Raw genomic sequence first — 17,634 nt, forward strand, 5'->3', positions numbered from 1 at the left:
TGTGTGAAATAAACAAAAAAGCCAGCCCGTCGGGGCTGGCTTTTGCGAGACTTGGTTATTGCTAGCTCTTTAACAGCGGCTTGAGGAAGCGCGCCGTGTGGGAACTTGGATGCTCGGCAACCTGCTCAGGCGTGCCGCTGACCAAGATGGTGCCGCCGCCCGAGCCACCCTCCGGACCTAGGTCGACAATCCAGTCCGCCGTCTTGATCACATCCAGGTTGTGCTCGATAACCACTATGGTGTTACCGTGTGCCTTGAGTCTATGCAGTACGTCCAGCAGCAGCTGAATATCGGCAAAATGCAGGCCCGTGGTCGGCTCATCCAGGATATAGAGGGTCTTGCCGGTATCGCGCTTACTCAGCTCCTTGGCCAGCTTGACCCTTTGGGCCTCACCGCCCGAGAGGGTGGTTGCGCTCTGACCCAGGCCGATATAGGAGAGACCTACCTCCATCAGGGTCTGTAGCTTGCGGGCGATGGCCGGTACGGCATCGAAGAACTCGCGCGCCTCCTCGACCGTCATCTCTAGCACCTCGTGGATGTTCTTGCCCTTGTAGCGTACCTCTAAGGTCTCGCGGTTGTAGCGCTTGCTCTTACAGCTATCGCAAGGCACGTACACATCCGGCAGGAAGTGCATCTCCACCTTGATCAGGCCATCACCCTGACAGGCCTCACAGCGCCCGCCCTTGACGTTAAAGGAGAAACGTCCGGGCTTGTAGCCACGGGTCCGCGCCTCTTGCGTGGCGGCAAACAGCTCACGGATTGGGGTAAAGATCCCCGTGTAGGTGGCCGGATTAGAGCGCGGCGTGCGGCCGATGGGGCTCTGGTCGATATCCACCACCTTGTCGCAGTGGTCCATGCCGGTGACTTTCTGGAAAGGAGCTGGCTCATCTACCGTGGCGCCGTTGAGCTGACGATGGGCGATCTTATAGAAGGTGTCGTTGATCAGGGTCGACTTGCCCGAGCCAGATACCCCGGTGACACAGGTGAACAGCCCCACGGGAATGGTGAGATCGACGTTCTTCAGGTTGTTGCCTGAGGCGCCGAACAGCTCGATCACCTTGCTGGCATCGTACTCTGCGCGTTTCTCGCTGATCTGGATCTGCTTCTTGCCCGAGATATATTGGCCGGTTACCGACTGCTCGCAGGCGACGATATCTTTTAGTGGGCCGTCGCAGATCACCTGTCCGCCATGCACCCCGGCGCCAGGGCCGATATCGATAATATGATCCGCCATGCGAATGGCGTCTTCGTCATGCTCGACCACGATGACAGTGTTGCCGAGATCCCTCAGGTGGATCAAGGTGTTAAGTAGACGCTCGTTGTCGCGTTGGTGCAAGCCGATGGAGGGCTCGTCTAGCACATACATGACCCCGACCAGACCGGCACCGATTTGACTGGCCAGACGAATCCGCTGGGCTTCACCGCCTGAGAGGGTATCGGCCGAGCGAGACAGGCTCAGGTAGTTGAGGCCGACGTTAACCAAGAAGCCGAGGCGATCGCGTACCTCTTTGAGGATCTTCTCGGCGATCTGTGCCCGCTGGCCGCTCAGGCTCAGCTGCTCGAAGTACTCCATTGCCTCGCCGATAGACCACTCGGTGAGTCTCGGCAGGTTGAGGTCTTCGATAAACACATGGCGAGCCTCTTCACGCAGGCGCGAGCCGCCACAGCTGCTACAGGCCTGAGTATTGATGTATTTGGCCAGCTCTTCACGCACCGCGTTAGATTCGGTCTCGCGGTAGCGTCTGTCCATGTTATTCAAGATCCCTTCGAAGGGATGATTGCGCACCACCACGTCGCCGCGATCGTTGATGTATTTGAAGGCGATACTTTCCTTGCCGGAGCCGTGCAGGACTATGTTACGGACTTTGGCACTCAACTTCTCAAATGGCGCCTCAACATCGAACTTATAGTGCTCGGCCAGCGAGGTCAGCATCTGGAAATAGTAGAAGTTGCGTCTGTCCCAACCGCGGATGGCGCCACCGGCCAGGGAGAGTTCTGTGTTGGTGATCACCCGGTCGGCATCGAAAAACTGCTGCACACCCAGGCCATCACAGGTGGGGCAGGCACCGGCGGGGTTGTTGAAGGAGAAGATGCGCGGCTCCAGCTCCGCCATAGAGTAACCACAATGGGTACAGGCAAAGTTGGCCGAGAACAGCAGCTCTTCACCGTCGCCGTCCATGGAGGCGACGGTGGCGATACCGCCGGAGAGTTCCAGCGCTGTCTCGAACGATTCTGCCAGACGCTGCTGCAGATCGTCACGTACCTTGAAGCGATCCACCACCACCTCGATAGTATGCTTGACATGCAGCTCAAGGGCTGGCGGATCGGACAGGTCGCACACCTCGCCATCGATACGGGCGCGGATAAAGCCCTGAGCCGCCAGGCTGTCCAGCAGCTTGACGTGCTCGCCCTTACGGTCGTTGATCACCGGGGCCAGCAGCATCTGGCGACTGCCTTCGGGCAGGGTGAGTACCTTGTCGACCATCTGGCTGACGGTCTGGGCCGCCAAGGGCTGGTTGTGAGTCGGACACCTAGGCTCGCCCACACGAGCAAACAGCAGGCGCAGGTAGTCGTAGATCTCTGTGATGGTACCCACGGTGGAGCGCGGGTTATGGGAGGTGGATTTCTGTTCGATGGAGATTGCCGGACTCAAGCCCTCGATATGATCCACATCAGGCTTCTCCATCAGGCTGAGGAACTGGCGCGCATAAGCCGACAGAGATTCGACATAACGACGCTGTCCCTCGGCGTAGAGGGTATCGAAGGCGAGTGAGGATTTTCCCGAACCCGACAGGCCAGTGATCACGATTAGCTTATCTCTGGGGATCGTCAGGTTGATGTTTTTGAGATTGTGGGTACGGGCGCCACGAACTTCAATCTTGTCCATCTGTCTCTCTGGTTGTGCCGAAAAAGAGACTGATTATCGCATAAAAATTGAGTCAGGTCATAGAAAAGCCCAGTGTGTGATCTGGTCATGGGCAGAAGGCAATTGTGCATTTTGCTCGCATCTTCCGCTTTTCTTTTTGAGCTATTTCATCGCTTCGTGATAAACTGCGCGACTTATTTATGAATACAGATCAGGGCGAACAATGGCCAATAATGGACTGTCTAAGACTGAGAAAAGAGTCGCGTTTTCACTAGCCAGTGTATTTGGGCTACGCATGATGGGCTTGTTTATGATCATGCCTGTCTTTGCGTTGTACGGACAACATCTTGAGGGGTTCTCCCCCCTGTGGGTGGGGATTGCCATCGGGGCCTACGGCCTGACCCAGGCGATTTTGCAGATCCCCATGGGGATCTTATCGGACAAGTATGGCCGTAAACCTATCATTCTCATCGGTCTGGCCCTGTTTGCTTTGGGTAGCCTGTTGGCCGCCTCGGCCGACTCCATCTATGGCGTCGTCGCCGGACGAGCCTTGCAGGGGATGGGGGCGATTGCCGCGGCCGTGTTGGCGCTGGCCGCCGACCTGACCCGGGACGAGCAACGTACCAAGGTGATGGCTATCATAGGCATGTGCATTGGTTTCTCCTTCGCACTCTCTCTGCTGGTGGGTCCTATCGTGGCCGAGCATCTTGGTCTCTCCGGTCTGTTTGCCATGACTGCGGGCCTGGCGCTGCTTGGGATGGTGATAGTGCAGCTGTTGGTGCCTAACCCTATTGGTCAGGCACCCAAGGGCGATACCGTCGCGGCGCCGGCTAAGCTCAAGGCGATGCTCACCGATCCGCAGCTGTTTAGACTGGATGCGGGTATCTTCATTTTGCACCTGGTGTTGACCGCAGTGTTTGTAGCGCTGCCGCTGGATCTGGTGGATGCGGGCCTAGCGAAAGAGAAACACTGGATGCTCTATTTCCCCGCCTTCGTGGGGGCCTTCTTCCTCATGGTGCCGCTTATCATCATAGGGGTGAAGAAGAAAAATACTAAGGCGACCTTTCAGATTGCACTGCTGATCATGATTGCCGCACTGGCCGCCATGGCGTTGTTTGCCAATAGCCTGGTGGTGCTGAGCGTCGCCGTGGTGCTCTTCTTTACCGGTTTCAACTATCTCGAGGCTTCGCTACCGAGCCTGATCGCCAAGTTCTGCCCAGTGGGCGACAAGGGCTCGGCCATGGGGGTCTATTCGACCAGTCAGTTCCTCGGCGCCTTCTGTGGCGGCCTGTTAGGCGGTGGTGCCTATCAGCTGCTGGGGGCGGCGGGTGTCTTTACGGTGGCGCTCGGTCTGATGTGCCTCTGGTTATTGCTGACATTCGGTATGCAAAACCCGGTTTTATTAAAGAGTTATACCCTGGAAGCCGAAGTCGAAGGCAAGGAACAGGCCCGTGCCATGGCAACCGAGCTGTCGCAACTACCCGGCGTGGCCGAAGCCATAGTCGTACTTGAGGAGAAGGTCGCTTATTTGAAAGTTGATGAGCATTTCGATTTGAGACAGGCGCGAGCTGTGTTAGGCTCTTCCAATTAACAGATCCACGGTCGAATATGGCCGAGCATCTGTACCCAATTTAGATTTATAAGATTATCGCAGGAGATTTCAATGGCCAGTCGTGGTGTCAATAAGGTAATTTTGGTCGGTAACCTGGGGAAAGATCCCGAGGTTCGTTACATGCCAAACGGCAACGCCGTAGCCAACTTTACAGTGGCGACCAGTGAGTCTTGGAAAGACCAACAAGGTCAGATGCAAGAACGTACAGAATGGCACAACATTGTAATGTACCGTCGTCTTGCGGAGATCGCCGGTGAGTACCTGAAGAAGGGCTCGAAAGTGTATCTGGAAGGTAAGCTGCAGACCAGCAAGTGGCAGGATCAGCAGACCGGACAAGATCGCTACAAGACAGAGATCAACGTTAACGAGATGCAGATGTTGGATAGCCGTGGCCAAGGTGGTCAGGGTGGTCAGCAAGGTTATGGTGCGCCGCAACAGCAAAACCAGAACCAGTACGCACCCCAGCAATCTGCGCCGGCACAGCGTCAGCAACAGCCTCAGCAATCGGCTCCTCAAGGTGGTTATGGTGCCCAGCAACAGGCCGCACCACAGCAGCAAGGTTATGGCGCTCAGCCGCAACAGGCACCAGCCTATGCGCCTAAGCCACAGGCCGCACCGCAACAGCAGGCTCCGCAGCAGCGTCCAGCGCCTCAGCCACAACAGAACTTCACGCCGGATCTGGATGACGGCTGGGACGACGATATCCCGTTCTAAGCGGATCGCGAATGCTACAAACGCGAATTTTAGTGTTAAAACCCTGCCTAGGCAGGGTTTTTCGTTTTTATCGTCTCACCACACCATGAGCTTCTAGGTGTGAGGCAGGTCTTGCCTCCTTGGGGGAGTGTTCATTTGTTGTCATGCGGTGTAAAATGCGCGCCCAGCCCGAGAGAGGGCGACTGCTAAACTTGGGTTACCCTTATTTATGTCATCTGCCACTATGCCAACTGCTATTAATCGTACCTTCTCCATTGCGCCCATGCTCGATTGGACCGACAGGCACTACCGCTATTTCGCGCGCCTGATGTCCTCTGAGCTACTGCTCTATACCGAGATGGTCACCACCGGGGCGATCATTCATGGCAAGGGCGATTACCTGGCCTATAACCAGGAGGAGCATCCGCTGGCGCTGCAGCTGGGAGGCTCTAATCCTGAAGACCTGGCCAAGTGCGCCAGGCTGGCGGCCGAGCGCGGCTATGATGAGGTTAACCTGAATGTCGGCTGCCCGTCGGATCGCGTGCAGAATGGTCGTTTCGGTGCCTGTCTGATGGCGGAGCCAGATTTAGTGGCCCAGTGTGTGGCGACCATGAATGAGGTGGTCGATATCCCGGTAACGGTGAAGACCCGCATCGGCATCGACGAGCAGGACAGCTATGAGTTTCTCACCGAGTTCGTCGACAAGGTGAGCGCGGCAGGCTGCGACACCTTTATTATTCATGCGCGCAAGGCCTGGTTGCAGGGGCTGAGCCCCAAGGAAAACCGTGAGATCCCTGAGCTTGACTATGACAGGGTATATCGCCTCAAGCGGGATTATCCTCAGCTGAGCATCTCCATCAATGGCGGGGTCAAGACCCTGGAGGAGTGCGGCGAGCACCTAAAACAGCTAGACGGTGTCATGGTAGGGCGTGAAGCCTATCAGAACCCTTACATATTGGCTCAGGTGGATCAGCAGCTTTGCGGTCAGGATAAGCCTGTGCTGAGCAGAGATGCCGTTTTGGAGAATATGATTCCCTATATAGAGAAACATCTCCTGTCCGGCGGTCGCCTGAATCATATCACTCGTCACATCACAGGTTTGTATCAGGGCGAGGCGGGATCTCGAGCCTGGCGTCGTTATTTGAGTGAGAATGCCCATAAGGCTGGCGCCGGTATCGAGGTGGTACATCAGGCTAGGGCTAGCATGGATCTTAAATAATTGCTGATTAAATAGAAGCTTATCTCATCATTTTCTAAAAGAGCCGCTGATAACTTAGCGGCTTTTTTTGTCTAAGTTTTAGACTTGTCACTAAAGTTAGTGAAAATTACCAGCCGGTGGTGAAACTCACTATCTTCTCATCTCACCGCCTTTGCCTTCGCCTAAGTCTTTCACCAAAGTAAATTGATAAACCATTAATTATCAAGCGCTTGTGTGGCTTTAAGAAAGTTGGCACACCCCTTGTATTATCCAAGATGTCATAAACGAAATGGAAAGGAAGACATCATGAACAAGCTAACTAAAGTATCGCTAATCGCCTCTCTACTGGTAGGTGCTAGCTTCTCTGCCTCGGCAGATGACTTTATCCCTACAGATATCACCGCCAAGCTGGAGCGTCATTTGGCGACTCAGATGCAGGAGATGATGGTGACCGCTCAGCAAGAGCTGACGCTTTCACTGCAGACGCAGCTGTCGGATCATTATTCGATACCAACCTTAAGCTGGCTGAAACGGCGACTAAGACAGAAGAGGCGCCAATGAAGAGCGCAATGGTTAAGGAATAAACTGGTTAAGTAATCACTTTGGTTAAGGAATACCACTGATTAGGGAATCATTATGACTTATCTGTTTGAGTTGGCAGCACTGTTACTGCTCCCTGTTTTGAGCTTCGCGCTCTGCGCAACCTTAGTCTGTACCCTGAAATGGCATAAGGTGTTATAGCCGGGGCTCACGATTTTGTTGATAGTGAAGGACAAGTATTATGAATATCGATGATCTGGTTAGAAGGTTAAAGAATCCCCGCAGCATGGTATGTGGTGTGGCGGCGATGACGGCAGACAAATTTGCCTGGTCTTGCCTGTGGACACGTGTGGTGTGGGCCGTGGCAGCCTTTATGAATCCGGCCTTCGTCTTGTTAGTTTATTTTGTCTTGGCGCTGGTGTTGCCGAAATGGAAACCAGGCTACTAGCCTTTAGGGATGATGAGCGTGAAGGGACGTACGAATTTTCCAAAAGTACAAAAAGCGCTGGATATCCTGCTGGCCTTGGGGGTTTTCCTCTTTGTTGCAGCGGTGCTTTTGACGCTAGGACATTATTTTGAAGCGCGTTGGTTTTATATCAGCCTAGAGTCTCCCCAGTGGATCGACATTGGCCTGTGGAGTACGGCGCTGGTCAGTGCCCTGTTATTGATTATGTTACTCTGGCTCACCCTGGCCTTTAGTTTTATCGCCCTGGTCTCCTCTTTCTGTGTGCTGAGTGCCATCGCCATGTTATTTGCCGGCTTCTCGTTGTTTTGGCCGATTATTCTCTTATTGCTCGCCGCCTGGGGCGTAGGCCAAGCCAGCCAGGTCGACTAGCCTGGCCCGTTTTTCTATTTGCGCAGGAAGGCATTAAATTGCGCCTTGGCCTCGTCACTCTGCAGGCGAACGGCAAACTCTTCCAACTCTTTTAGCATCTGCTCTCTTATTGGCGCCCTATCGCCACGCAGCAGCCGGCGGCTGGCCCTGAGTGCCTGCGGTGGCTTCTGCGCCAGCTTAAGGCTTTGTGCCAGGGCGTGGTTGACTAACTCATCGCCTGGCACGAGTTGATTAATCAGTCCCATCTCTAGGGCGCTTTGGGCATCGAAGGCCTCACCGAGGAGCAGGAGTTCGCTGGCCTTGGCCTGCCCGACTAGACGGGGCAGCAGTAGGCTGGCACCGGCCTCAGGCACCAGCGCCAGATTGACGAAGGGCAGCTGAAACTTAGCCGTATTGTCGGCGTAGATGAGGTCGCAATGCAGCAGCAGGGTAGTGCCTATGCCGACGGCCGGGCCGCTGACCGCGGCGACCAAAGGTTTAGTCAGATCCAGCAGGGTGAACAGAAACTTGAATGCCGGATGATCTGGTCCTAAGTCACTATTTTTTAAAAAGTCAGCAACATCGTTGCCCGAGGTGAAACAATCGCCTTCACCTTTGAGGAGAAAGGCGTTAATTCCGTTGTCTGACTCCCCTTGGATAAGGTATTCTGTGAGCCGAGTATACATCTCAAGGTTAAGCGCATTACGTTTTTCGGGGCGATTGATCGTGATGATGCGTACGCCCTGCTCATCCTGAAATTGAATGTTACTCATGGGTCAATAATCCTTATATGGCAAATGGGGTTAAAAGGAGTTTAAGGCATTGAAACAGATTTTCAAACATGCGTTTAATTTTGTCCTGCTATCATGCACTTCATTTTCCGTATTGGCAAACGTCATGTTTGTCGATGGCTATGTCAGGGCCATGCCACCGAGCGTGCCCAATAGCGCCGCCTATTTCACCCTGATGAACCACGGGCCTGAGGTCGATCTTGTCGGCGTCGAGACCGAGGTGGCCGCCGAGGCGCAGCTGCACACCCTGGTGGAAGAAGAAGGCGTGGTGAAGATGCGCCAATTACCCAAGTTTACCCTGGCTAGTCACGGCAACCTTGAGCTCATGCCTTCGGGCAAGCATGTGATGTTATTGGGATTAAAAAAGCCGCTGACGGAAGGACAGGAAGTGGTGTTGAGGCTAAAGTTTAGCGATGGCAGCGAGAAGCAGGTAACGCTGCCGGTCAGCAAGCAAGCGATGGCGACACAAGATGATGGCCAGCACCATCATCACCATTAATGGAGTAAGAGTATGCAGGTAACATGGAAACGGGTCAGCCTGGTGGCGGCCGTCTTATTTTTGATTGGCTATATCATCAGCGTATGGTGGAGCATAGAGCCAGATAGTATCGAGCCCTACCAGCTCAATAACGAGACGGGTCATAAGATAGTGGGCTACGCGACCACCACCTCTCTGATTTTGACGATGGAAACCCTCCTCGATAAGAACGGTGGCTGGTTGTCCAACGATGTGATGCCGCCTTCGCTGTTTATGGATAACATGCCGGCCTTCGAGTTTGGCGCCATCGAGCAGGCGAGGGACCTGGCACTGATCATGCGCAAGGAATTTAGCCGCTCTCAGTCACAGTCGACTGCCGATAAAGATCTGCTGGCGGCCCACTCTAAGCTGAATATCGAACACACCAGCTGGTTGGTACCGAGCGCAGAGGGCGAGTATCGTGACGCCATCAAGCTGCTCAAGCTCTATCGTGCCCGTATTGCCGATACCAACAACCCAGACGCCCAGTTTTATGCCCGAGCCGACAACCTCAACGAATGGCTCAAAGAGGTGCAGAAACGTCTGGGTAGTATGTCTCAGCGTCTGTCTGCCAGCGTGGGGCAGGAGCGTATCAATACCGATCTGGCCGGTGACACAGAGGCCAGCCAGTCCACACCTAACTTAGCCAGCCAGGAGATCAAGACCAGCTGGTGGCAGATAGACGATGTCTTCTATGAAACCCGCGGCGCCACCTGGGCACTGCTGAACTTCATGAAGGCGATCGAGGTGGATTTTGCCGATGTACTGAAGAAGAAAAATGCTGAGGTCAGCTTGCAGCAGATCATTCGTGAGCTGGAAGAGACGCAGCAGCCTGTGTGGAGCCCGATCGTGTTGAACGGATCTGGGTTTGGCATAGTGGCCAACCACTCTTTGGTGATGGCCAATTATATTTCCCGCGCAAATGCCGCGGTGATCGATTTAACTAACTTATTGACTCAAGGCTAATTAGATGAAAAAAACACTACTTGCATGTGCTCTGCTCGGGTCTTTGGCAGCGACGTCTGCACAGGCGGCTACTGTAGTTGGCTTTAAAGTGGGCGGCGATTACTGGAACGCCGACACGGAGGGCACCTTCGCGCAGAAGGGCCAGGCGCAACAGGAGTTTGATTACAGCTCTTCATCTCAGGGTAGTATCTGGGTCGCCATCGAGCATCCTATTCCTTTAGTGCCTAACCTAAAGATCCGTGAAAACCGTCTGGATGCCGACGGCAAGGCGACTCTGGCCGGCGATTGGGCATTCGGCGATCGCGTATTTAGCGGCGACGTGACCACGGCGAGCAACCTGAGCAATACCGATTTCGTGCTCTACTATGAGCTGCTGGATAACGACATAGTGGCATTGGATCTTGGTGCCGCCTACAAGAAGATGCATGGTTCTTTCCGCGTACATCAGATCTCGCCATCTGGCGTTGTCGGTGCCTATTCACAAAAAGATCTTAGCGATGGTGTGGTCATGGCTTACGCCAATGCCGAGGTGGGTATTCCAGGTCTGGGTCTGTATGGCTTTGCCGATGTGATGCAGGGCATAGATGAGAGCAGCGTTTACGATTATCAATTGGGTCTGGGCTGGCAGTTTGATGGCGTGGCGCTCGATACCAAGCTGCGTGTCGGCTACCGTGACTTTAACTTCGACGTGAACAACTTTGATGGTGTGACGGCCAACATGCAGTTTAAAGGCTATTTCGCCGGGGTTGAGCTCGTCTTTTAAGGGTGAGTCTTTATACTCGTTTATTATAGTCATATAAAAACGCCATAAAAAAACCGCCATTAAGGCGGTTTTTTTATGGCTGTAGGTTTCCCTAGGCTGTCTTACTGACTGACTTCGGGTGCCTTCAGGCCATTGTTGATGGCGATGACATCGTCTTCGCTCAGGGTGCCAGTGGCTTGTTTCAACGCCAGGATAGAGTTGATGTAGCCATAACGGGCATTTGAGAGCTGACGCTTAGAGTCATACAGGTCACGGGTACGGTTCAGCACGTCAACGATAGTACGGGTACCTACCTCGAAACCGGCCTGAGTTGCCTTAAGTGCGCTCTCAGAAGAGACCACAGATTGCTCATAGGCGCGGATAGAGCTGATAGAGGCGCCAACGTTGTTGAAGTTGTTGCGCACATCTTTAACCACCTTGCGGTAGGTTTGCTCCATCTTTTCGCTGGCTTCTACATACTGGTATTGCGCCTGGTTGACTTTAGAACTGACCTTAAAGCCTTCGAAGATAGGCACGCTCAGTTTCAGGCCCACGTTGGCGTTGTCGTAATCGTTCAAATCACCCGTCTGATTCTTCTGATCCAGGTTAGTGGTGTAACCTGCGTTCAGGCTCAGAGATGGCATGTGACCCGCTTTATAGAGCGAGATGGTCTGCTGGGCGATGTCTTTACCGATACGCGTCGTTAGCAGATCCACACTGCTGTTTTCGGCCATCTTCAACCAATCCGTTGGCTTGGCTGGGCTTGGCGGTACAGCGGTGAAACGTGTGGTATCCAGCACATCGATAGACTTGTGGTCTATGCCGGTGATCTCTCTTAGGGCTTCGTAGCTGTTAATGAGCTGATTTTCTGCCAAAATTTCCGATGCACGGGCCAAGTCGTATTGGGCTTGGGCTTCGTGTACGTCGGTGATGGCGGTCAGGCCCACGGCAAAACGCTGCTTAGTCTGCTCGAGCTGACGCTCGATGGCGCGTTTTTCCGCACCCTTGAATTCGTAGTTATCTTTCGCGGCTAAGACGTCAAAGTAGGCGCCTGTTACGCGAATGATGAGTGACTGAAGTGTCGAGGCATAGGCTGCATCGGCCTGTGAAGCCGCCAGCTCAGCAAGGTCGAGTCCAACCCAGGCGCTGTGATCATAGATCACCTGATTGAGTGACACTCCCGCATCGAGTCCGCTGTTGTACACGCTATCATCAACATTCGTCCAGCGCTTTCCATAGCCGACGCTAGCGCTGATGGTAGGTAGCAAGGGAGCGCGGTTCTCTTCGATCTGTTCGTAGAGACGGTCGCGCTGCGCTTGAGCCTGGAGCGCAATAGGATCATTAGTAAGGGCCTGCTGATATATCTGCAGTAGATCGTCGGCTTGCACGGCAGAAGTCGTTGCCGCAAGAGTCAACGCTGCACATAAGGTGCGGATCTTAAATTTCATTAGCTGTCCTTTTTTAGACATAAACACTCCTTGAGGGAGCCATTTACTTAATAAAGTTAAGTGATGCTTCTGCGCAAATCATTTGCGCGAAGCGGTTTGCGCTTCCCGACGCTTCCCGATACATCTAAACTTATTAAGGTTAAGATATTAAGAAATTAACCATTTTTAAGTCAACTAGGAAGTGTAACAGTTTTTAACGGTAAGTCTGCATTTTTTAGTGGTCGACATGGTATATTGAGAGCCCTTGGAGATAAGCAATTACTAACTGAGTCGCGGGACGAGTCATGAGTCAGAAATTCACCAATGAAGATGTACAGATGCTGGGAAAACGAACCCTTTTTCAGGGGTTCTTTCGTATGGAGGAGTACAGATTCAAACATAGGCTGTTTGCCGGTGGCTGGAGCCCGGAAGTGGTGCGCGAAGTCTTCGAGCGTGGCCATGCCGTGGTGGTGCTGCCCTATGATCCTGTGAGTGACAAGGTGGTGCTGATTGAGCAGATACGGATTCCCGTGGTTAACGCCGCGCCCACGCCTTGGCTGCTCGAGTTAGTGGCAGGCATGATAGAAGAGGGGGAGTCGGCCGAGCAGGTGGCTCACCGTGAGCTGCTCGAGGAGTCAGGCTTGGTGGCCAGTGAGATGCACTACGTCAGCCAATATTTTTCCAGCCCCGGCGGCACCAGCGAGCGATTCGATTTCTACTGGGCACGGGTCGATGCTAGTCAGGCCGATGGTCTGCATGGCCTGGACGATGAGCACGAAGACATTAAGGTGCATGTGATGCCGCGTGAGGCGGCCTATCAGCTGCTGTGTGACGGCACCATCAACAACGCTTCCACTGTGATCGGTCTGCAGTGGCTACAGCTTCACCATCAAGATCTAAGGGCGGCCAAGTGAGCCTGTCGTTAAATAAGAGAAAGCCAGACTACCAGGCAAACGTGAGTCGTTTTCTCGCCTTGTGCAGTCGCAACTATTTCAATATATTACGCTGGCTACCCGCGGGGTATGAGCAAGGACAGTCATGGCAGGTCGAAGGAGACTTTGGCTGCCTCGAGGTTAAGCTGCTGGAAAATACCCAATATACCCAATTAATTGAGATCTCCCGCCCGCTAAAAATCGCGCAATACGTTGATACTCCTAAAGTTGTAGTGCGTGTTTACCATGACGCTAAATTAGCAGAAGTGTTAACTAGTCGACAGATTTATCGATTAAGACCAGTATATGATTATCCAAATATACGTATGTACCATAGAGACGAAAAGTATCAGGTAAATGCTTTTCTTGAAGAGTTACTCAAGATTGACAACCATGCCCGCATCATTTGTCAGTCCGAATCTTAGGGTTTTAATGTGCTAAAAGAGGCTATCTCTTATTCCATCGATCATGATGAGAGCGTAAAGCTGGTCCAGGTGACGGACCCTCATCTTTTTGCCGATCCCGAGGCGCAGCTGCTGGGTGTGAATACCGCACATAGCTTAGATGCAGTGTTGAACACCATTAAGGCCGTTGAGTATCCGGCACACCTCTTGTTGGCAACTGGCGACATTAGCCAAGATTATTCCAATCAGTCTTACCATAACTTCGTTGCGGCGATTGAAAAGTTAAACCTTCCTTGTCATTACCTGCCGGGCAATCACGACGATCCACGCATCATGCATCTGCACATGCAGGGCCCCAGGGTCTATGGCGATAGGCGCATCCTGGTGGGAAAGTGGCAGATCATCATGCTGGACTCTACCGTTAGGGGAAAACCTGGCGGGCATATGGCCGACAGTGAGATGGAGTTGATTGAGGCGGCGGTGGCCGCTCATCCTGAGCTACATACCCTGTTGGTGATGCACCACAATCCGATTCTGGTGGATTGCAAATGGTTGGATCAACACTGCATGGACAATGGTGAAGCGTTTCTCGATAGAGTCACGGCCTTGCCTCAGGTCAAGGGCCTGTTATGGGGCCATGTGCATCAGAGCCTGGATCAGTTCTATCAGGGCAAGAGTGGCCCGGTTAAGCTGATGGCTACGCCTTCGACCTGCATCCAGTTTAAGCCCAAGTCTCCCTATTTCGCCCTCGATGCCCAGCAACCCGGTTATCGCCTGCTTGAATTAAGACCAGATGGCAGCATTCAGGCCAACGTCTATCGAGTGCCCGGCAACAAGTTTTCACCGGATCACGACTCCAGCGGTTATTAGGCGGCCATTTCGGTTGCCCTGTTAGGCAGGCAGCTTGCTAAGCATCGATGGGGTTAATATTTGGTTAATTGCCGCGTGGATGATAGCATCTGGATGCCCGACGCGAGCTGGAGAGACTAAGCTACTCAAACTAAGCGACTGAAACTAAGCTACTCAAACTAAGCGACTGGCACTAAGCGGCAAAGACATGGTGGCAGAGAATAGGTTCAGTGCCGTTCTGGCCGGTAAGCCGTCGTGTAAGGGATACATCGCCTTTTTATCATTCACTGCCGAGGACATATGCTGCTCTATATTCATGGATTCAATAGTTCACCGCACTCAGACAAAGGTGTGGTCACTGCCAAATATATTGCCAAGCATTTTCCCGCCATCAATTTAGTTCAACCTCAACTCCCCGCCACGCCCAAGGCGGCCATGGCACTGCTGACTGAACTCGTCGATCAGGCGCTGGCACGTGGGGAACGCCTCGGCTTTATCGGCTCTTCCCTTGGCGGCTATTTTGCGAGTTATCTGGCGGAGCACTATGGCGGACGAGCCGTGCTGGTTAATCCTGCGGTGAAACCCTTCGAGCTGTTTGATGAGTTCCTCGGTCCCCAGTACAATCCCTACACAGAAGAGGATTATCAGATTCTCCCTGAGCACAAGTTAGAGGTGGCACAATACGATACGCCGGCCATCTCACATCCCGATCGATTCTTGGTGCTACTGCAGTCAGGGGATGAGGTGCTTGATTATCGGCAAGCCGTGAATAAATACCAATGTTGTCAGATGCTCATCGAGGCGGGAGGCGATCATAGCTTCGTCGGCTATGAGCAGCAGATGCCAGGGATCTGTGATTTCCTGTTTCTTGACAAATAGACATGTAGGGCCGCAACATGGCCTGAATAACAATATATTGTGTGCGCTATGACTAACCAATACACTTCAGATGCAATTGAAGTCCTTAATGGACTCGACCCGGTAAAACGTCGCCCCGGTATGTACACCGACACCACCCGCCCCAACCATTTGGGACAAGAGGTGATCGATAACAGTGTCGACGAGGCCCTCGCGGGACACGCGACCAAAATTGACGTGATACTGCATAAGGACAATTCGCTCGAGGTGATCGACGATGGCCGCGGCATGCCGGTGGACATCCATCCCGAAGAGGGGATACCTGGGGTAGAGCTTATCCTCACCAAGCTGCACGCCGGCGGTAAGTTTTCCAATAATAACTATCAGTTTTCCGGTGGTCTGCACGGGGTGGGGATCTCTGTGGTCAATGCGCTCTCTAATCGCGTCGAGATCACGGTGCGAAGGGGCGGTCAGGTCTATGAGATGGCCTTCGCCCACGGTGACAAGGTAGATGACCTGACGGTGACAGGTACCTGTGGTCGACGCAACACGGGCACGCGGGTCCATTTCTGGCCGACTGCCAGTTATTTCGACTCGGTTAACTTCTCGATTCCCAAGCTTATCTATCTGCTAAGAGCCAAGGCGGTACTCTGTCCTGGGCTGCGCATCAAGTTTACCAACAAGCAGACGGGCGATATCGAAGAGTGGTGCTACGAGAGTGGCCTGACCGACTACCTCAAGTCGTCGACCAATGGCGCCATGACGCTGCCCCAGGAACCTTTTATCGGCAGCATGCAGGGCAATACCGAGGCGGTAGACTGGGCCATCACCTGGTTGCCCGAGGGCGGAGACTCCCTCAACGAGAGTTATGTCAACCTGATCCCGACGCCGCTGGGGGGGACTCATGTCAATGGCTTCCGTCAGGGACTGCTGGAGGCGATGCGCGAGTTTTGTGAGTTTCGCAACCTGATCCCCAGAGGGATCAAACTATCACCCGAAGATATCTGGGATCGCAGCAGCTTTATCCTGTCGATCAAGATGCAAGACCCTCAGTTTGCCGGACAGACCAAAGAGAAACTCTCCAGTCGTCAGAGCGCGGCGTTCGTATCGGGTGTCGTCAGAGATGCCTTCAGCCTCTGGCTCAATACCCATACGGATCAGGCCGAGGCCCTGGCCGAGATGTGCATCAGCAACGCCCAGAAACGCCTGAAGGCGGCCAAGAAGGTGGCGCGTAAGAAGGTGACCTCTGGGCCTGCGCTACCGGGTAAGTTGACCGATTGTAGCGGCCAAGACCCTATGCGAGGCGAACTCTTCCTGGTGGAGGGTGACTCGGCAGGCGGCAGTGCCAAGCAGGCCAGGGATCGTGAATTCCAGGCGATCATGCCGCTGCGGGGTAAGATTCTTAATACCTGGGAGGTGGAGGCCTCGCAGGTGCTGGCCTCTCAGGAGGTGCACGACATCTCGGTCGCCATAGGTTGTGACCCGGACAGCAACGATATCTCCGAACTCAGATACGGCAAGATCTGTATCCTGGCCGATGCCGACTCGGATGGTCTGCATATTGCCACCCTGCTGTGTGCCCTGTTTATGAAGCACTACAAGGTGCTGGTGGAGAAGGGACACATTTATGTGGCCATGCCGCCGCTGTTTAGGGTGGATGTGGGCAAAGAGGTGTACTACGCCCTGGATGAAGCCGAGAAGCAGGGGATATTAGATCGCATCACTGCCGAGAAGAAGAAGGGTAAGGTGCAGGTGACCCGATTCAAGGGATTGGGTGAGATGAACCCACTGCAGCTGAGGGAGACCACCATGGATCCCAACACCCGAAGACTGGTACAGTTAACCATAGATGATGCCGAGGACACCCTGGCCATCATGGACATGTTGCTGGCCAAGAAGCGTTCTGGCGATCGTAAGACCTGGCTTGAAACCAAAGGCGACTTAGCCCAGCTATAGCTATGTCATTAAAATAAAAAGATAAATCGTTAGACAAGCTTAATATAATGCATAATAAAAGAGTTAGTTGTTATTTTCTGAGTGCGATGTTTGCCATGGTGGCATCGGGCGTGGCCCTGACGGTACGTGCCGAGCAGCCCATCATGATCACAGTCACCAAGGGATTTGGACTCTCCTTATATGCCTCGGATCTCGGTGATGCCAAGCAGATGGCGCTGGGTGATGAGGGTACGCTGTTTGTCGGCTCCTATAAGTCTGGCAGCATTCAGGCCTTGGCGGACAGTAACGCCGATGGCCGTGTAGACAAGCGTTACGTGGTCGCTAAGGGGCTCGAGTACCCTGAGGCGATCGCTTTTTACAAAGGGGATCTCTATGTTGCCGAAGAGGAGCGTATTCTGCGCTTCGTGGACATAGAGAACCGCCTGCGACGTCCGGGCCGGGGCAAGGAGGTCTACGACCGTCTGCCGGG

Annotated in this window: 18 protein-coding genes; 15 read left to right on the forward strand and 3 right to left on the reverse strand. The window is 53.6% G+C overall.

Annotation, left to right across the window (positions count from 1 at the left end; all coding sequences use genetic code 11):
- Positions 1 to 61: 61 nt before the first annotated feature.
- Entirely contained in the window at positions 62 to 2,887 is a 2,826-nt protein-coding gene (gene uvrA / locus DB48_RS00235; protein WP_041508336.1) for an excinuclease ABC subunit UvrA, read from the reverse strand.
- A 202-nt stretch (positions 2,888 to 3,089) separates the two neighbouring features.
- On the opposite strand from uvrA, the gene DB48_RS00240 reads away from it, so the two are divergent.
- From DB48_RS00240 to DB48_RS00265, 6 genes are all read left to right on the forward strand, one after another.
- Positions 3,090 to 4,457 carry an MFS transporter gene (locus tag DB48_RS00240; protein ID WP_041508337.1) on the forward strand — a complete coding sequence of 456 codons (1,368 nt, stop codon included), beginning with the start codon at positions 3,090 to 3,092 and terminating at the stop codon, positions 4,455 to 4,457.
- 72 nt (positions 4,458 to 4,529) lie between these two features.
- Entirely contained in the window at positions 4,530 to 5,192 is a 663-nt protein-coding gene (locus DB48_RS00245; RefSeq protein ID WP_041508338.1) for a single-stranded DNA-binding protein, read from the forward strand.
- A gap of 208 nt (positions 5,193 to 5,400) precedes the next feature.
- On the forward strand, positions 5,401 to 6,390 hold the full coding sequence (gene dusA, locus DB48_RS00250) for a tRNA dihydrouridine(20/20a) synthase DusA (protein WP_041508339.1): 990 nt from the start codon (positions 5,401 to 5,403) through the stop codon (positions 6,388 to 6,390).
- 285 nt (positions 6,391 to 6,675) lie between these two features.
- Positions 6,676 to 6,930: a hypothetical protein gene (locus DB48_RS00255; protein WP_041508340.1), complete on the forward strand. Its 255-nt coding sequence runs from the start codon at positions 6,676 to 6,678 to the stop codon at positions 6,928 to 6,930.
- Between the two features lie 220 nt (positions 6,931 to 7,150).
- Complete coding sequence (locus DB48_RS00260; RefSeq protein ID WP_011864344.1) at positions 7,151 to 7,357, forward strand: PspC domain-containing protein; 207 nt, start codon at positions 7,151 to 7,153, stop codon at positions 7,355 to 7,357.
- Positions 7,358 to 7,369: 12 nt separating this feature from the next.
- A complete protein-coding gene (locus DB48_RS00265; RefSeq protein WP_235375297.1) occupies positions 7,370 to 7,744 on the forward strand; it encodes a hypothetical protein in 375 nt (124 codons plus the stop codon).
- Between the two features lie 14 nt (positions 7,745 to 7,758).
- On the opposite strand, the gene DB48_RS00270 is transcribed toward DB48_RS00265, so the two are convergent.
- On the reverse strand, positions 7,759 to 8,496 hold the full coding sequence (locus DB48_RS00270; RefSeq protein WP_041508341.1) for an enoyl-CoA hydratase: 738 nt from the start codon (positions 8,494 to 8,496) through the stop codon (positions 7,759 to 7,761).
- 49 nt (positions 8,497 to 8,545) lie between these two features.
- On the opposite strand from DB48_RS00270, the gene DB48_RS00275 reads away from it, so the two are divergent.
- Genes DB48_RS00275 through DB48_RS00285 form a run of 3 tightly spaced genes read left to right on the forward strand, consistent with a single transcriptional unit; the run spans position 8,546 to position 10,760 of the window.
- The gene (locus DB48_RS00275) at positions 8,546 to 9,013 is read left to right on the forward strand and encodes a copper chaperone PCu(A)C (RefSeq protein WP_041508342.1); all 468 of its coding nucleotides are present in this window, start codon (positions 8,546 to 8,548) and stop codon (positions 9,011 to 9,013) included.
- Between the two features lie 12 nt (positions 9,014 to 9,025).
- A complete protein-coding gene (locus DB48_RS00280) occupies positions 9,026 to 9,997 on the forward strand; it encodes a DUF2333 family protein (protein WP_041508343.1) in 972 nt (323 codons plus the stop codon).
- Between the two features lie 4 nt (positions 9,998 to 10,001).
- Positions 10,002 to 10,760, forward strand: a complete 759-nt coding sequence (locus tag DB48_RS00285) for a TIGR04219 family outer membrane beta-barrel protein (protein ID WP_041508344.1) — start codon at positions 10,002 to 10,004, stop codon at positions 10,758 to 10,760.
- Between the two features lie 101 nt (positions 10,761 to 10,861).
- Here the strand turns inward: DB48_RS00285 and tolC are convergent, their stop codons facing one another.
- On the reverse strand, positions 10,862 to 12,187 hold the full coding sequence (tolC, locus tag DB48_RS00290) for an outer membrane channel protein TolC (RefSeq protein ID WP_041508351.1): 1,326 nt from the start codon (positions 12,185 to 12,187) through the stop codon (positions 10,862 to 10,864).
- Between the two features lie 284 nt (positions 12,188 to 12,471).
- Between tolC and nudF the strand changes: the two genes are divergently transcribed.
- From nudF to DB48_RS00320, 6 genes are all read left to right on the forward strand, one after another.
- Positions 12,472 to 13,080 (forward strand): ADP-ribose diphosphatase, encoded by a 609-nt coding sequence (nudF, locus tag DB48_RS00295; protein WP_041508345.1) that lies wholly within the window; start codon positions 12,472 to 12,474, stop codon positions 13,078 to 13,080.
- Positions 13,077 to 13,523 (forward strand): DUF1249 domain-containing protein, encoded by a 447-nt coding sequence (locus tag DB48_RS00300; RefSeq protein ID WP_011864352.1) that lies wholly within the window; start codon positions 13,077 to 13,079, stop codon positions 13,521 to 13,523. The genes nudF and DB48_RS00300 overlap by 4 nt, the downstream gene beginning before the upstream one ends.
- Positions 13,524 to 13,532: 9 nt before the next feature.
- Entirely contained in the window at positions 13,533 to 14,372 is an 840-nt protein-coding gene (gene cpdA / locus DB48_RS00305; protein ID WP_041508346.1) for a 3',5'-cyclic-AMP phosphodiesterase, read from the forward strand.
- Positions 14,373 to 14,651: 279 nt separating this feature from the next.
- On the forward strand, positions 14,652 to 15,230 hold the full coding sequence (locus tag DB48_RS00310) for a YqiA/YcfP family alpha/beta fold hydrolase (RefSeq protein WP_041508347.1): 579 nt from the start codon (positions 14,652 to 14,654) through the stop codon (positions 15,228 to 15,230).
- 48 nt (positions 15,231 to 15,278) lie between these two features.
- A complete protein-coding gene (gene parE, locus DB48_RS00315; RefSeq protein ID WP_041508348.1) occupies positions 15,279 to 17,165 on the forward strand; it encodes a DNA topoisomerase IV subunit B in 1,887 nt (628 codons plus the stop codon).
- Between the two features lie 86 nt (positions 17,166 to 17,251).
- Positions 17,252 to 17,634: DUF7133 domain-containing protein (locus DB48_RS00320; RefSeq protein ID WP_443018599.1), on the forward strand; the 383-nt coding region annotated here is incomplete at its 3' end.

Origin of the sequence: Shewanella sp. cp20 (assembly GCF_000832025.1) — a bacterium.
Taxonomy (GTDB): Bacteria; Pseudomonadota; Gammaproteobacteria; order Enterobacterales; family Shewanellaceae; genus Shewanella.

Bases quoted from the DNA above. Each gene is read 5' to 3' on its own strand.
- uvrA (WP_041508336.1), bottom strand. From the start codon at position 2,887: ATGGACAAGATTGAAGTTCGTGGCGCCCGTACCCACAATCTCAAAAAC.
- DB48_RS00240 (WP_041508337.1), top strand. From the start codon at position 3,090: ATGGCCAATAATGGACTGTCTAAGACTGAGAAAAGAGTCGCGTTTTCA.
- DB48_RS00245 (WP_041508338.1), top strand. From the start codon at position 4,530: ATGGCCAGTCGTGGTGTCAATAAGGTAATTTTGGTCGGTAACCTGGGG.
- dusA (WP_041508339.1), top strand. From the start codon at position 5,401: ATGTCATCTGCCACTATGCCAACTGCTATTAATCGTACCTTCTCCATT.
- DB48_RS00255 (WP_041508340.1), top strand. From the start codon at position 6,676: ATGAACAAGCTAACTAAAGTATCGCTAATCGCCTCTCTACTGGTAGGT.
- DB48_RS00260 (WP_011864344.1), top strand. From the start codon at position 7,151: ATGAATATCGATGATCTGGTTAGAAGGTTAAAGAATCCCCGCAGCATG.
- DB48_RS00265 (WP_235375297.1), top strand. From the start codon at position 7,370: ATGAGCGTGAAGGGACGTACGAATTTTCCAAAAGTACAAAAAGCGCTG.
- DB48_RS00270 (WP_041508341.1), bottom strand. From the start codon at position 8,496: ATGAGTAACATTCAATTTCAGGATGAGCAGGGCGTACGCATCATCACG.
- DB48_RS00280 (WP_041508343.1), top strand. From the start codon at position 9,026: ATGCAGGTAACATGGAAACGGGTCAGCCTGGTGGCGGCCGTCTTATTT.
- DB48_RS00285 (WP_041508344.1), top strand. From the start codon at position 10,002: ATGAAAAAAACACTACTTGCATGTGCTCTGCTCGGGTCTTTGGCAGCG.
- tolC (WP_041508351.1), bottom strand. From the start codon at position 12,187: ATGAAATTTAAGATCCGCACCTTATGTGCAGCGTTGACTCTTGCGGCA.
- nudF (WP_041508345.1), top strand. From the start codon at position 12,472: ATGAGTCAGAAATTCACCAATGAAGATGTACAGATGCTGGGAAAACGA.
- DB48_RS00310 (WP_041508347.1), top strand. From the start codon at position 14,652: ATGCTGCTCTATATTCATGGATTCAATAGTTCACCGCACTCAGACAAA.
- parE (WP_041508348.1), top strand. From the start codon at position 15,279: ATGACTAACCAATACACTTCAGATGCAATTGAAGTCCTTAATGGACTC.